General features: G+C 71.1%; 1 protein-coding gene. It reads left to right on the top strand.

Features of this window, described 5'->3' with window-relative positions; genetic code table 11:
• Positions 1-16,228, top strand: a 16,228-nt coding sequence (locus ABS772_RS20495) for a beta strand repeat-containing protein (protein ID WP_350396588.1), incomplete at both ends; no start/stop codon positions are given.

Genomic DNA, 16,228 nt, shown 5'->3' with positions numbered 1-16,228 from the left:
ACTACGACACCGCCTACGCCCGCTACGAGGTGCTGAAGGCGAGCCGCGTCAACGGCGCGATGACGCTGACGACCGCCGAGCGCGACGCGCTCCGCACGCAGTTCGGCAACGACGCGACCGGAAGCACGCTGGCCGGGTCCGCCAAGGACGCCTACATCGACGGCCGGATCAAAGCCGTCCAGGAGGCCCGCGCGGACGAGTTCGCCAAGCTCTCGGCGATCTTCTCGGGCGTCGCCAAGGGGGATCAGAACGGTTTCGCGACGCAGTACAACCTGTACTGGACGCTGCGCAACGCGCTGTTCAACGGCTCGCCGACGCTGACGACCGCCGAAATCGACGACCTGACGAGCCTCTTCAGCACCGATGCCACCGGCACGGCGCTGAGTGGCGCGGCGAAGGACGACTACGTCGCGGACAAGCTCAAGGCCACGATCGATGCGCGCAAGGCCGAGTACACGAAGCTGAGCGCGCTCTATTCCGGCTTCGGCGATCGTTACCTGCCGAAGCTCGTCACGGCCTACCAGCTCTACAGCGAGTACAAGGCGAATGCCGACGCGGGCGGCACCGTGCGGATCACCGGTGCCGAGCGGACCGCGCTGGCCGTGCAGTTCGCCGACCAGGCCAAGTTCCAGAGCCTCGGCGAGATCTTCCTGCAGGCGGAAACCGCCAAGAAGGTCGTGGCGGCCGAGACCGCGCTGAAGGCCGCCTACGCGCAGCTCCACGCCGATTTCGGCAGCCTCGGCGACGCCTATGACGCGTCGCTGGTGGACGGGCGGTCGGACCAGGACAAGGCCCGCTACGAGACCTATTGGAGCTACCGCAACCAGCAGATCGATCCGGGCGTCTACAACGCGTCCTTCGCGCCCCGGCTCGCCGGGCAGGCGCTCCTCGATGCGGTGAGCGCGGCCCGTACGGCCGCGGCGGTCGAGACCGCGACCGCCAGCTCGCCGGCCATCACGGCCGCCCGCCAGGCCGCCCAGGCTGCGCGCGGGGCGGCGCTGACGGCGCAGTACCGGGCGCTCCACAGCTTCCTCAACAGCCTGCCGGCCTCCTACGGCGAGAACGCCCTGACCGCGCAGAAGCAGGACGCGCCGGCCTTCTTCGTCGACAAGGCCACCGCCGACGACATCAATGCCGGCATCAAGCGCTGGACGCAGGACGAGTTGCTGAGCGCGGTCGGGCAGGGCCTCCTCAAGGAGGTGCCCAGCACCGTGATCGACATCCAGAGCCCGATCATCAAGGGCCGCTCGGTCACGCTCGTCACGGCCAACAACGTCGGCTCGACCAGCGGCACCACCCTGATCGCGGTCGGCCCCGGCGCGCCGCGCATGACGACGGACCAGCAGATCGACCTCGCCGCCGCCGAGCGCAGCGACCTCGTCTTCCTGACGAAGGCGCCGATCACCGCCAGCGTCATCTTCGCCAACAACGGCACGACCGGCACCGTGACCCGTGCGGATGGCGGCCTGTGGGATCTCACCGCCTTCACGAAGGACGGGAAGCTCATCGACGCCACGCTCTTCATCGGCGGCCTGACGCAGAACGCCACCGCCGAGACCAGGGCCTATTTCAAGATCGTGTCGGTCACGGACACGGTGATCACCGTCGCCTTCACCGGCGGCAAGAGCTTCCAGGAGGGCATCGCCCGCAACGTCACCTTCGGGGCCAGCGTCGCGGTGAGCAGCGAGGCGCCGCGCGCCTCGGCGACCATGTCGGTCGATCGCCTCAAGGCCGCCCCGACCAGCGTCGATGTCAGCTTCAGCAACGACGACGCGACGAACCAGGGCGTGCTGACCCTCGCGAGCGGCACCTGGGACGCCTCCCTCTACAAGGTCGGCGACATCCTCTTCATCGCGGGCGACACCACGAACACCACGGCGATCGCCACCAACGTGTTCAAGATCGCCGCGATCGCGGGCGGGGTGATCCGCCTCGAGGCCGGCCAGCTCTTCGACACCACGGGCGGCCTGAACGGCCGGCTCGCGGCCACTGTCGAGGTCGGCGTGCGCGCGACCGCGGCCACCGGCGGCGTCTTCGTCATCAACCGCGTCCTGTCCGACCGGGATGCCAGCTTCCTCGCCGACGGCTTCAAGCAGGGTCTTCGGATCGGGCTTGCCGGCGCGTTCGGCGTGAAGACCGCCAACGCGACCGGGGCCGAGACCTATTACGAGATCGCGAAGGCGACCCGGGCGACCCTCGTCCTCGACACGAGCAACCTCACCGCGAGCAAGCTGGCGCCGACGGCCGAGGTCGGCCGCAACCTCGTCGTGTTCCAATCGGTGAAGGACGCCGGGAATCCGTTCAACCTCGTCACCCAGCTCCTGATCCAGAAGCGCAAGGCGGTGGTGCTGGAGACCGCCGGATCGCTCGACGTGAGCGCGGGCGGTCAGATCTTCATCACCACCCCGTCGGCGGTGACGGTCGGTCTCGTCACCTCCACCGCGGGCAAGGAAATCCGCCTCAAGGGCGACAACGGCCTCGCGAACGGGGGCGGTGCCGCCGACACGAATGTCCGCGGCGGCGACACGATCCTCGAAGGCGGCCGGGGCGCGGTCGGCAGCGCGCAGAAGGCGCTCGGCGTCGAGCTGACCGGCACGCTCGCGGTCCGCGGCGCGGAGAACATCTACGTCACCGCCCGCGAGGGCGACCTGAAGCTGGAATCCGCCTTCTCGAGCAAGGATATCGTCTTCACCGCCGACAAGGGCAGCATCCTCGACGGCGTCCGGACCGACACCACCAAGATTTCCGCACGCAATCTGACCCTGAAGGCGGCCGGATCGATCGGCCAGGTCGGCACGGACGCGAATAACCCCGATGTGGGCGCCGACGCCATCGAGGTGAAGCTCACCGGCACCGTCCGGGCGAGCGCCACCGGCGCCATCGTTCTGACCGAGACAGCGACCGACCTGAGGGTGGTGGCGATCACCACGACGGGCGACGTGGTCCTCAGCGCGCAGGCCTCGATCCTCGACGGCGGCGACCTGACGAATCCGCGCGACATCGACTCGGCTCCCGTCACCGGCGGCAGCGGGGGCGCCAATGTCAGCGCCCGCTCGATCGTCCTCAACGCGCGCGACGGCATCGGCGTCAGCGGCGACGAGTTCGAGTTCGACAGCAATGTCGGCGGCACGACGACCGGGCGCGTCACGCTGACGGCCGGGCGCCGCGACATCAACGCGATCGAGACCACCGGCGACGTCTACCTCGCCCGCATCGGCGCCGCCGACGACCGCGTGGCCTTCCTCACCGCCGCGGCCGGCAGCATCTTCAACGGCTCGACCGACTACAACGAGAGCAACGGCGGCAGCTCGAACCTCATCTCCGGTCAGGCCCGGCTGATCGCCTCGGGCAGCATCGGCACGGCGGCGAAGCGCATCATCGCCAAGCTGAGGACGGCGGCCGGCGACACCTATGGCGGCTTCGAGGCCACCGCCGGCGACGACGTCTGGATGTGGAACGTCGGCGGCCTGCGCGTCGGCGGCGTGACCGAGCAAGCCAAGGCCGGCATCCAGGCCGGCGGCGCGATCAACGTCCGCACGTCGAGCCCCGTGACGATCACCACGGACCTGATCTCGAAGAAGTCCATCAACGTGTTCTCGGGCGAGGACACCAACCGCAGCGACGACCTCCTGCTCGTGAAGTCCGGCGTCACGATCTTCTCGACCGAGGGCTCGGTGACGCTTGCCGCCGGCGACAACCTCACCGTCGAGGCGGGCGCGGTGGTGAAGGCGAAGGGCGACATCGTCCTCAAGGCCGACACCAAGGTGGTGAAGGACGCCAACGGCAACGACACCGTCGTGGCGTCGAACGAGGCCGCCGCCGTCCTCGACCTGCAGGGCACCTTCGTCGGCCGCACGATCACGGTCGAGGGCAGCAGCCTCGGCGGCACCTACCGGCTCGGCGGTACCTTCCTGACCGGCGAGCGCACGATCACCGTCAGCGGAAGTAACCCGAGCGATCCCGACGAGGTGATCCGCCTCGACCAGATCTCGGAAGGCGCGCTCACCCGCGGCGGCTCCATCAAGCTCGTCGCCGGGAACGGCGACAACACGATCACCCTCGCGAACGCCGACCCCGCGGGCGCGGTCTTCTCCACCGGTGCCATGAGCATCACCGGCGGCGCGGGCCGGGACAGCGTGACGCTCGGCGGCCGCTACACGCTCGATTCGCTGACGATCGACCTCGCCGGGGGCGACAACAGCCTGACGACGGCGGGCCTCTACACGATGGGCGGCGCGCTCGCGATCCGCACCGGCACGGGCCGCGACGTCATCGACCTCCAGGGCAGCTACACCGCCGGCTCGATGGAGATCGACGCGGGCGACGGCCAGAACGACATCACCCTGACCGGCACCTACCGGATCACGGATGCCTTCACGATCCGCGGCGGGTCGGGCGGCGATACCCTGCTGGATGTCCGCACGTCCGGCGGCGCCGTGAGCCGGGCCGACGTCCGGGCCGGCTCGCTCTCGATCGATCTGGGCGACGGCAACAACACCCTGCGGCTCTCGGGCGACTACGCGACCCCGGCGGGGGCGATCACGATCCGCACCGGTTCGGGCGACGACAGCATCGATCTGCAGGGCAACTACACGGCGAAGTCGATGAGCGTCGATGCCGGCGCCGGCACCAACGCGCTGACTCTGACCGGCACCTATCGCGTCTCCGATTCCCTGACGATCACGGCCGCGGGCGGCAACGACACGCTGACCGACCTGCGCGCGGTGAGCGGCACGGTGGCGAAGGCCGATATCGAGGCGGCATCGCTCGCGATCTCCCTCGGCGACGGCGACAACACGACCACCCTGGCCGGCAAGTACACGATCGGCAACGCCTTCTCCCTGACCGGCGGGGCCGGCATCGACCGCCTGACCGACCACCGCCTCGCGGGCGCCGTGGTCACGGACGCCATCGAGCTCTCGGCGGCCTCGATCACGATCACGCTCGGCGGTGGCGCGAACCGCGTCGCGCTCGCCGGCAGCCACGAGGCGAGGACGGGGGCGTTCACCCTGACCGCCGGGACCGGCAACGACACCGTCATCGACGCGGCCCTGGTCGGCGGCGACGCCGTGAAGACCGCGACGATCAAGGGCGCCAGCGTCGCCATCGATCTCGGCGCGGGCGACAACGCACTGACGCTGCTCGGCACCACCATCGCCACCTCGACGCTGGCGCTGACCAGCCTCGGCGGGCGCGACCAGTTCGCCCTGCGCGGCCGGGTCCGCGCGGCGGCGGCGACGATCAAGCTCGGTGCGGGCGACGACACGCTCGACCTCGCCGTCAGCGAGATCGCCGGCCAGACCCGGGTGCTCGGCGAGGACGGAGCCGACCGGATCAACGTCGATCGCCTGCCCTCGCTCACCAGCAAGACCGGCACCGGCACCGATACCCTCGACATCGACGGCGGCCAGGACACGGACACGATCCGCATCCAGGTGAACGGCGCGTCGTCCTACCGCATCAACGTCACGGATTCCGGCAATCCGGACCGCGGCGTCGACACCCTGACCATCCTCGGCACCGAGGCGGCGGACCAGTTCCTGCTGCGGCGCAACTTCGTGGCGCTCCTCCACCCGAACGCCGACGGCACCTACCCGGCGGACGCCGTCGTCGAGCGGATCAACTACGACATGAGCGTCAACGGGCGCGTCGTCGTCGAGGGCGGCAAGGGCGACGACCGCTTCGCGCTCGACGACACCGCGGCGCTGATGACCATCGACGGCGGCGAGGGCAACGACTTCTTCCAGGTCGGCCAGGTCTTCGCGAGCCTGCGCGACACGGCCAACGGCCTGCTCGGCGAGGACGTGTTCGAGACCACGCCGCTGTCCTTCGGCGGCCACCTCTCCCGCGGCATCTCGATCCCGGCGGTGATCTACGGCGGCACCGGCGACGACACCTTCCAGGTCTACTCGAACAAGGCGGACCTGCGCCTCGAAGGCGAGGACGGCGACGACACCTTCATCGTGCGCGCCTTCGCCCTGTCCGGCTCGAACCCGCAGGACAACAAGATCAAGCTCAATGCCGGCGCCGGCAACGACCGGATCGAGTACAACATCAACGCGCCGCTCGATATCGACGGCGGCACCGGCTTCAATAAGATCGTCGCCCTCGGCACCGAGTTCGCCGACACCTTCGTCGTGACCAAGGACGGCATCTTCGGCGCCGGCCTGTCGATCCGCTTCACCAACATCCAGGCGGTGGAGGTCGACGGCCTGGAGGGCGACGACACGTTCTACGTGCTCTCCACGCCGCCGGGCGTCGTCACCACCCTGATCGGCGGGACGGGCAGCGATACCTTCAACGTCGCCGGCGACGTCAGCGGCGAGGTCGTGGCGCGCGATGCCAAGGGCAATTCGGCGGTCATCAACCACACCGCGGCGAGCACCGATCCACGCTACGACGGCCTGTTCGTGCCGGGCATCACCGCCTCGGTCGCCACGGCGGACCGCGGCAGCGTCAGCGACGGGGGCGGCCTGACGCTGCGCGAGGATTCGGCGATCACGACGCCGAACGCCGAGGGCAGCAGCACCGGCTCCTACAAGGTCGCGCCGCCCGCCCCGACGCGGACCCCGCTCGGCCAGAACGACTGGGCGGTGCTCACCGTCTCTGCGGCGCAATCCTCGGCGCAGATGCGGGCACTGGCCGGGAACGCGGGAACGGTCGAGGTCTCGATCGACGGCATCACGTGGTCGGACGCTCTGACGCTCCGCTTCACCACAATCCTCAGGAACGGCGTCTACGTCTGGACGCCGGAGCAGACGGTCCTCGTCCGCGCCAAGTCGGACACGGCCGCCGAGGGCGAGCAGAGCGTGGCCATCGGCCACTCGGTCGTCAGCTCCAACGACGAGGTGAACACGACCTACGTTCGCACGACACTGGTCAAGGTCATCGACAACGACAAGCCGGGCCTGATCATCGTCGAGAGCGGCGGGAGCACCTCGGTCATCGAGATGACCCGCGGCCGGGCCGCCCAGGCGCAGAACCGGGACGGCTACACCGTCGTCCTCAACAACCCGCCGCTGGCGAACGAGACGGTCACCGTCACCCTCAGCGTGCCGCGGGACCGGCTATCGCAGCTCGTCTTCACCGACGCGTCGGGCAACGTCCTGCCGACCGACGGGGACGGCTTCGCGTACCTCACCTTCAACGCCGGCAACTGGAACCAGCCGCAGACCGTGCGCGTGTCGTCGCCGGCCGACGACACGCCCGAGAACCGCTACATCGCGGAGATCACCCACATCGTGAAGAGCGAGATCGCCGGCGCGGGCGGCGAGGGCTTCTTCAAGGCGGCGCTCGTCGGCGCTCCGGTGGTGCGCGTCCAGGTGACGGACGGCAACACGGCGGGCGTCGTGGTGACCCCGGCCGAGGGCGGCGTCGTCGTGACGCCGGGCCAGCCGTCCTTCTACGACGTGGTGCTGACGACCGCGCCGCGCGGATCGGTGACGATCACCCTGGCGGGCGACGGCCAGACCCTCACGGACAGCGACGACCCGCGCTTCACCCGGGCGACGGCCACGACCCCGGCCACGATCACCTTCGACGCGTCGAACTTCGACCGGGCCGTGCGCGTCAAGGTGCTGAGCAACCCCGACGCCACGAAGGTGACCTCGGACCTCAAGACCTTCTCGCGCCAGACGCACGAGCTCAGCCGCATCGAGGGGCCGCTGGTCCTGCTCGGCGGCGTCGGCCCCGACAGCCGCTCCCTGACCCCGGCGATCGTCCTGCCCGGCGAGAGCAACCGCCCGGTCACCCGCGACATCGCCACCGATCCGATTAAGAAGGACTTCGACAAGGTCTCGCTGTTCAACGACTCCACCACCGCGGGCGTGGACGGCGTGGTGAGCGCCGACCACATCTCCGGCTTCGGAATGTCGCAGAACGACATCAACACGTCGGCGAGCGGCAGCGCCACCAACGTGACGTTCAAGGGCGGCGTCACCTACCGCGACATGTCCTCGGTCGAGCTGCTGCTCGGCTCGGGCGCCGACAAGGTCACGGTCAAGGGCACGGCGCTCGACACCCTGACGGCGATCCATGGCGGCGGCGGTGCCGACCGGATCACCGTCGAGGCGTCGGCGGGCACGCTCGCCCTGTTCGGCGACACCAGCGCTGACCGCAGCCGCTACAGCGCCACCGACAGCGTCCGGACCGGCGGTGCCATCGCCTTCCGCGACGAGGGCACGGTCGATGCCGACGCCTCCATCGTCAGCCTCGACGACGTCATCGACGCCTCGGGCGCGACCGGCCTCGTCATCATCGACGGCGGCGCGGGCAACGACACGATCAAGGGCGGAAGCGGCCGCAACCTCATCGCCGGCGGGACCGGAAACGACTCGATCGCGGGTGGTGCGGGCGCCGACGTCATCCTCGGCGATTCGAGCTTCAACCTCGACGACGTGAAGCGCATCGTCACGATCGCCGATCCGTTCGTCGATCAGCCGCGGGCCGCGGGCACCGACACGATTGACGCCAAGGGCGGCGACAACGTCATCGTCGGCGACCACGGCCAGATCTACCAGGACGGCTCGGCGACCGCCGGCATCGCCCTGACCGGCACCCACGCCATCACCCGTGTGGTCTCGACCCATCCGGGCGTCGGCGGCGGCGACACGATCACCGCGAACGACGGAAACACCGTGATCATCGGCGGCTTCGGCGCCGACGCGATCACGGCGGGGGCCGGCAACCACGTCATCCTCGGCGACAACGGCGAGGCCGTGTTCGCGGGCGGCGTACTGGCGAGCCTGCGCAGCACCACCGGCGCGACCGGCGGCGACGACACGATCAAGGCGAGCGACGGCGACACCACCATCATCGGCGGCGCGGGCAAGGACGGCATCACCGTCGGCGCCGGCACGCACGTGATCCTGGGCGATACCGGCGAGGCGCGCTTCGTGCCCGGTACGCGCACCGTCGGCGGCGTGACGGTTCCGGTCCCGGTCTTGGTCTCCATCAAGACCGCGGACGACGAGGCCGCGATCGGCGACGACGACCGCATCGTGACCGGCGACGGAAACGTCACCGTCATCGGCGGCGCGGGCGCCGACACGATCACCCTCGGCAAGGGCAGGCAGGTGGTCCTCGGCGACAGCGGCTCGGCGACCTTCGCGGACGGCAAGATCGCGGCGATCACCTCCGTCGCCACCGGTGTCGGCGGCAACGACACGATCACGGCGAGCGACGGCGACACCACCATCATCGGCGGAGCCGGCGACGACACGATCGAGGTCGGCGCGGGCAACCACGTGATCCTCGGCGACAGCGGCAAGGCCGCGTTCGATGCCGGCACCCTCGTCACGATCGAGAGCCTCGATGCGGGCATCGGCGGCGACGACGTCATCACCGCCAGGGACGGCAACATCACCGCCATCGGCGGCGCGGGCGCCGACCGGATCACGCTGGGCAAGGGCAGCCAGGTCGTGCTCGGCGACAGCGGCTCGGCCACCTTCGCGGACGGCAAGATCGCGACGATCACCGCGGTCGCGACCGACATCGGCGGCACCGATACGATCAAGGCGAGCGAGGGCGACACCACCATCGTCGGCGGCGCCGGCGGCGACACCATCGAGGTCGGCGCGGGCAACCACGTGATCCTCGGCGACAGCGGCAAGGCCGTCTTCGCGGCGGGCAAGCTCGCCTCGGTCGAGAGCATCGATCCGGGCATCGGCGGCGGCGACGTCATCGAGGCCAAGGACGGCAACGCCACCGTCATCGGCGGCGCGGGCGCCGACCGCATCACCCTCGGCCGCGGCACGCAGGTGGTGCTCGGCGACAGCGGCTCGGCCCTCTTCGCCGACGGCGCGATCGCGTCGATCACCGCGACCGCGACCGATGTGGGCGGCGACGACACGATCACGGCGACCGGCGGCGACACCACCATCATCGGCGGCGCGGGTGCCGACACGATCAAGGTCGGCGCCGGTAACCACGTCATCCTGGGCGACAGCGGCAAGGCGGTGTTCCTCAACGGCCGCGCCCAGCGCATCGAGTCGATCACGCCCGAGATCGGCGGGGCCGACACCATCACCGCCGAGGACGGCGAATCCCGGATCATCGGCGGCGCGGGCGGCGACGCGATCACCACCGGCGCGGGCAACCACGTCATCCTCGGCGACAGCGGCGAGGCCGACTTCACCGTGACCGTGACGGGCGCGGTGACCACGAGCGTGCTCGCGCGCATCGCCACCACCGCGACCGCCATCGGCGGGGCCGACACCATCACCTTCGGCGCCGGCAGCAACGTCGTGCTCGGCGGCGCGGGCGGCGACACGATCAAGGGCGCCGACAGGGGCGCGGTGGTCCTGGGCGACAACGGTATCGTCACCTTCGACGCCGACGGCCGGATCCGGCGCGCGCTGTCGATCGACACCGAGATCGGCGGCGACGACACCATCACCATCGGCGACGGCGACAACGTCGTGCTCGGCGGGACGGGCCGCGACGCCATCACGATCGGCAACGGCAACAACGTCGTGCTCGGCGACAGCGGTCAGGCCGATTTCGAGGCCGGCATCATCGTCGAGATCACCAGCAACAGCCCCGAGGTCGGCGACCGCGACACGATCGCCGTCGGCAGCGGCCGCAACACCGCGATCGGCGGTGCGGGCGCGGACACGATCAGCGCCGGCATCAAGGACGGCGTGAAGGTCGGCACGGCCACCAACGTCATCATCGGCGATGCCGGCCATGCCCGGTTCACCGCCGCCGGCCTGCCGATCCTCGTCGAGACCACCGACGACAAGGTCGGCGGGGACGACACGATCACCGTGGGCGACGGCGTCGCCGTGATCCTCGGCGGCTCGGGCGGCGACACCATCACCGCCGGCAACGGCCGCGGCACGGTGCTCGGCGACAACGGCCAGGCGACCTTCGACGCCCAGGGTCGGGTGCTCCGGGTGGCGACCACCGCCGCCACGGCCGGCGCGCGGGACGAGATCACCCTCGGCGACGGCGGCAGCGTCGTCATCGGCGGCGTCGGCGCGGACGCGATCCGCACCGGCTCGGGCGCGGACGTGATCCTCGGCGACAACGGCGGCGCCGTGTTCGCGGACGGCGTCCTCGTCTCCGTCGAGACGATGGAATCCACCTTCGGCGGCGGCGACACCATCGCGGCGGGCGAGGGCGACAACGTGGTCTTCGGCGGCGTCGGCGCCGACGACATCACCACGGGAGCCGGCCTCGACATCATCCTCGGCGACGACGGCACGGCGACTTTCGCGCAGGGCAAGCTGGTGCGCGTCTCGACCAAGAACGAGAGCGTGGCGGGCGACGACACGATCCGCGCGGGCGACGGCGACAACGTCGTGCTCGGCGGCTCGGGCAGCGACGCCATCACCACCGGCATCGGCGCCGACCTCGTGTTCGGCGACAACGGCGCCGTCGACTTCGTGGACGGCGTCCGCCGGGAGGCTCTCAGCGAGCGGGTCGGCGGCGGCGGTCGCGACACGATCGGCACCGGAGCGGGGGCCGACCTCATCCTCGGCGGCCTCGGCGGCGACACGATCGACGCGGGCAAGCTCGACGCGGACGACGACATCGTCTTCGGCGACAACGGCCACATCACCTTCGACGCTCAGGGCAGTGTCACGCTCGCCGAGACCGTCGATCCGACGCTCGGCGGCGACGACGAGATCCAGGCCGGCGCGGGCGCCAACCTGATCCTCGGCGGCGCGGGCTCCGACACCATCACCACCGGCACCGGCGCGGACATCGTGCTGGGCGACAACGGCTTCGTGACCTTCACGGGCGGGATCCGCCTCGCGGCCATGAGCGACCTGTCGGGCGGCGCGCGCGACATCATCGTCACCGGTGACGGGGCCGATCTCGTGATCGGCGGCCTGGGCGGCGACACCATCGATGCCGGCAAGGACGACAGCGACGACGACATCGTCTTCGGCGACAACGGCCACGTCACCTTCGACGAGCAGGGTCGGGTGACGCTCGCCCAGAGCACCGATCCGACCAGCGGGGGCGACGACAGCATCGAGGTCGGCGGCGGCGACAACCTCGTCATCGGCGGTGCCGGCTCCGACACGGTCACCACCGGTGCCGGCGCGGATATCGTGCTGGGTGACAACGGCTTCGTGACCTTCGCAGGCGGAATCCGCCGCGAGGCCAAGAGCGATCCGTCGGGCGGGGCGCGCGACACGATCCGGACCGGCGCGGGCGCCGATCTCATCATCGGCGGCCTGGGCGGCGACGTGATCGACGCCGGCAAGAACGACAGCGACGACGACGTCGTCTTCGGTGACGGCGGTCACGTCACCTTCGACGGCCTCGGCCGGGTGACGCTCGCCGAGACCACCGACCCGACCAGCGGCGGCGACGACCGGATCGAGGCGGGCGACGGTGCCAACCTCGTCCTCGGCGGGGCCGGCTCCGACACGGTCACCACAGGGGCCGGCGCCGACATCGTGCTCGGCGACAGCGGCGCGGTCACCTTCGCCGGCGGCATCCGCCTCTCCGTGACGAGCAGCCGAGACGGCGGCGCGGCCGACACCCTCGCCACCGGCGCGGGCGCCGACGTGGTCCTCGGCGGGCTCGGCGGCGACACCATCGACGCCGGCAAGACCGACGGCGACGCCGACATCGTGTTCGGCGACAACGGCACCGTGCTGTTCGACGCGCGCGGCCGGGTGAAGCGGGCCGAGAGCCTCGACCTGGGCTCCGGCGACGACGACACCATCGAGGTCGGCGGCGGCGACAACGTCGTCCTCGGCGGCACGGGCGCGGACCGGATCATCGCCCTCGGCGGCAACGACGTCGTGCTCGGCGACGAGGGCCGCGCCACCTTCGAGGCCGACGGCCATGTGAAGCGGGCCGAGAGCTTCGATCTCGGCTTCGGCGGCAACGATACGATCGAGGTCGGCGCGGGCGACAACGTCGTCATCGCCGGGGCCGGCAGCGACGTCGTCACCGCGCTCGGCGGCAACGACATCGTCGTCGGCGACGGCGGCTACGCCGAGTTCGAGGCGGGCGTGCGCGTCCTCGTCGTCTCGGCCGACGCGGTCGGGGCCGGCAACGACCGGATCGACACGGGTGACGGCGACAACGTCGTGCTCGCCGGTTCGGGCGGCGACACCGTCACCACCGGCGCGGGCGCCGACATCGTGCTCGGCGACAACGGCCGGATCGCGTTCGCGGGCGGCATCCGCCTGGAGATCACCAGCGACCGCACCGGCGGCGCGGCGGACACCCTCGCCACCGGCGCCGGCGCCGATCTGGTGCTCGGCGGGCTCGGCGGCGACACGATCGATGCCGGCCAGGCCGATACCGACGCCGACATCGTGTTCGGCGACAACGGCCACGTCACCTTCGACGCGACCGGCGGCGTGATCCGTGCCGAGAGCTTCGATGCCGGCTTCGGCGGCAACGACGACATCACGGTCGGCGGCGGCGACAACCTCGTCATCGGCGGCACGGGCGCCGACACCGTCACGGCGCTGAGCGGCGGCGACGTCGTCATCGGCGACAACGGCTACGCGGTCTTCGAGGCCGGCGTGCGGATCGAGTTCGCCTCGACCGACAGCGGCGACGGCGGCAACGACCGGATCGATGCCGGCGGCGGCGACAACCTCGTCATCGGCGGTTCCGGCAGCGACACCGTCACGACGGGCGCGGGCGGCGACATCGTGCTGGGCGACAACGGCCTCGTGGCCTACGAGCTCGGCATCCGGGCCCGGGTCGTGAGCGACCGCAACGGCGGCGCGCGCGACGTCATCGCCACGGGTGCGGGCGCCGACGTGGTGCTCGGCGGCCTCGGCGACGACACGATCGACGCGGGCAGGCTCGACGCGGATGCCGACGTGGTGCTCGGCGACGACGGTCGCGTCACCTTCGATGCGCAGGGCCGCGTGAAGCGGGCCGAGAGCCTCGATCCGGGCTTCGGCGGCGACGACGTCATCGAGGTCGGCGGCGGCGACAACCTCGTCATCGGCGGCACCGGCACCGACGTCATCACCGCGCTCGGCGGCAGCGACATCGTGCTCGGCGATCAGGGCTACGCTCTGTTCGACGCCGGTATCCGCGTCGAGGTGGCCTCGACCGACACCGGCGACGGCGGCAACGACCGGATCGAGGCCGGCGACGGCGACAACGTCGTGCTCGGCGGCTCGGGCAGCGACACGGTCACGACGGGCGCGGGCGCGGATATCGTGCTCGGCGACAACGGCTCGGTGGCCTTCGCGCTCGGCATCCGGGCGCGGGTGGTGAGCGACCGCAACGGCGGCGCGCGCGACACCCTCTCGACGGGGGCGGGCGCCGACGTCGTGCTCGGCGGCCTCGGGGCCGACACGATCGATGCCGGCCAAGCCGACGCGGATGCCGACGTGGTCTTCGGCGACGGTGGCCAGATCACCTTCGACGCCCAGGGCCGCGTGAAGCGGGCCGAAACCCTCGATGTCGGCTTCGGCGACGACGACGAGATCAAGGTCGGCGGCGGCGACAACCTCGTCCTCGGCGGCGCCGGCAGCGACGTCGTCACGGCGCTGGGCGGCAGCGACGTCGTCATCGGCGACCATGGCTACGCCGTGTTCGAGGGCGGCGTGCGGGTCGAGTTCGCCTCGACCGACACGCTCGACGCCGGCAACGACCGGATCGAGGCCGGCGACGGCGAGAACATCGTCCTCGGCGGCTCGGGCAGCGACACGGTCGTCACCGGCAAGGGCGGCGACATCGTGCTCGGCGACAACGGCCTCGTCCGGTTCGAGCTCGGCCTTCGGGCCCTGGTCCAGAGCAGCCGCGACGGCGGGACGCGCGACGTCCTCACCTCGGGTGCCGGGGCGGACGTCGTCCTCGGCGGTCTCGGCGCCGACACGATCGATGCCGGCCGGGACGATGCCGATGCCGACATCGTGCTGGGCGACGACGGTCGTCTGTCCTTCGACGCTCAGGGCCGTCTCAAGCGCGCCGAGAGCCTCGACCCGACCTTCGGCGGCGACGACACCATCGAGGCCGGCGGCGGCGACAACGTCGTCATCGGCGGCACGGGCACGGACGCGATCACCACGCTCGGCGGCAACGACGTGATCCTCGGCGACAACGGCACCGCGCTGTTCGACCAGGGCGTGCGCGTCGAGTTCGCCTCGACCGTTCCGGATGACGGCGCGCGCGACGTGATCAAGGGCGGCGACGGCGACAACATCGTCCTCGGCGCGGGCGGCTCCGACGACATCACCACGGGGTCTGGCGCCGATATCCTGCTCGGCGACATGGGTGTCGTGGCCTTCGAGAACGGCCTCGTCCGCGACGTCTACACCACCGACGAGCGCCGCGGCGCGGGCGACGTCATACGCGGCGGCGATGGCGACAACATCGTCCTGGGCGGTGCGGGCCGCGACGAGATCACCACCGGCAAGGGGGCGGATCTCATCCTCGGCGATTTCGGCGAGGCGAGCTTCACCGGCGGGCATCTCGTACGCGTGGCCACGCTCAACCCGAACCGCGGCGACGACGACACGATCGATGCGGGCGACGGCGACAACGTCGTCCTCGGCGGGTTCGGCAGCGACACGATCACCGCCGGCACCGGCGCGGACATCGTGCTCGGCGACAACGGCCTCGCCACCTTCCGCACCGACGGCAAGCGGATCCTCGTCCGCACCACGGATGTGGAGATCGGCGCAGCCGACACGATCACGGCGGGCGACGGCGACAACCTCGTCCTCGGCGGCATCGAGGCCGACACGATCACCACCGGCAAGGGCGCCGACGTCATCCTCGGCGATCTCGGATCGGTCAGCTACGACGCGGCCGGACTGCTCGCGCAGATCCTGTCCACCGACACGGGGCTGGGCGGCGGCGACACGATCACCGCGGGCGACGGCAGTGACACCATCCTCGGCGGCTTCGGCTCCGACGCGATCACCGCCGGCGACGGCGCCAAGACCGTGCTCGGCGACAGCGGCCAGCTCGACTACGCCGCAGGCGTGCCGACCCTGATCCAGACTCTGACGCCGGCCATCGGCGCGGCCGATACGATCCGCCTCGGCAACGGCCGCAAGCTCGTCATCGGCGGCGCGGGCAACGATCTCATCGACGGCCAGTCCGGCGATGCGGTGGTGCTCGGCGATGCCGGCCTCGTGCGCCTCGCTGGTGGCCTCCCGGTTCGCGTCGAGAGCACGGATGTCGAGGTTGCCGGCGACGACGCCGTCACCCTCGGTGCCGGCAACGGTGTGGTGCTCGGCGGCTCGGGTGCCGACCGGCTGACCCTGGGCGCGGGCCGCTCGGC

It is taken from the genome of Methylorubrum podarium, from assembly GCF_040270385.1.
Taxonomy (GTDB): domain Bacteria; phylum Pseudomonadota; class Alphaproteobacteria; order Rhizobiales; family Beijerinckiaceae; genus Methylobacterium; species Methylobacterium podarium.
Note: the sequence above shows the minus strand (reverse complement) of the source record. Positions and strands in the feature narration are given on the sequence as shown.